Below are 591 nucleotides of genomic sequence, written 5' to 3'. Positions count from 1 at the left end.
AAAAGTATTTTCAATGGCTGATTCCAATTCTTCTTTTCCTTCTCCTATATAACGTTTGGTCATGTTCAAATCTTTATGCCCCATCAATTTTGAAACGGTTTGAAGGTCTATCCCCTTATCGATTAATGTTTGGCAAAACGTATTCCGCAGCTTATGGGGAGTCGCATTATATTTAGTCAGCATATATTGCACGGACCTTGGCGTGATGCGTTGATTCACACTGGATATGAAGATGGCTTCCGTTTCCATATTTAAAAATTCCTTGTATGCCTTGATCTTTTCACTAGCAGTCAAGGAGAGTGGAATCTTCCTGTCTATATCACCTTTTGAATCCCGGATGAGGATATATTGCCTTTCTCCCTCTTTTTGAATGTCACTATGGTTCAAATCACAAAGTTCGGATACCCGGATACCCGTATGAATCATTGTGTAGACAATAGCAATATTCCTGAAATGCCCAGAGACCTCGATTTCTTTTAGGAGAGCAGCTTGCTCAAGCATGTTCAGGGCTTTTGGCGGATCTTCTTTCTTTTCCTTTGCTTTACGATCGATGTTGAGGACGATTTCGGGTTTATCAAGGAACCTGGAAAA

At 40.3% G+C, this 591-nt stretch carries 1 protein-coding gene; it reads right to left on the bottom strand.

Translation table 11 applies throughout. The features are described 5' to 3' along the window. On the bottom strand, positions 1-591 hold a 591-nt coding region (locus Q8G36_RS28580), incomplete at both ends, for a tyrosine-type recombinase/integrase (RefSeq protein ID WP_305275332.1).

Origin of the sequence: Peribacillus frigoritolerans, from assembly GCF_030676415.1 — a bacterium.
GTDB classification, from domain to species: domain Bacteria; phylum Bacillota; class Bacilli; order Bacillales; family DSM-1321; genus Peribacillus; species Peribacillus frigoritolerans_A.
The sequence above is the reverse complement of the archived record's forward strand: the minus strand, read 5'-3'. Positions and strand labels throughout refer to the sequence as shown.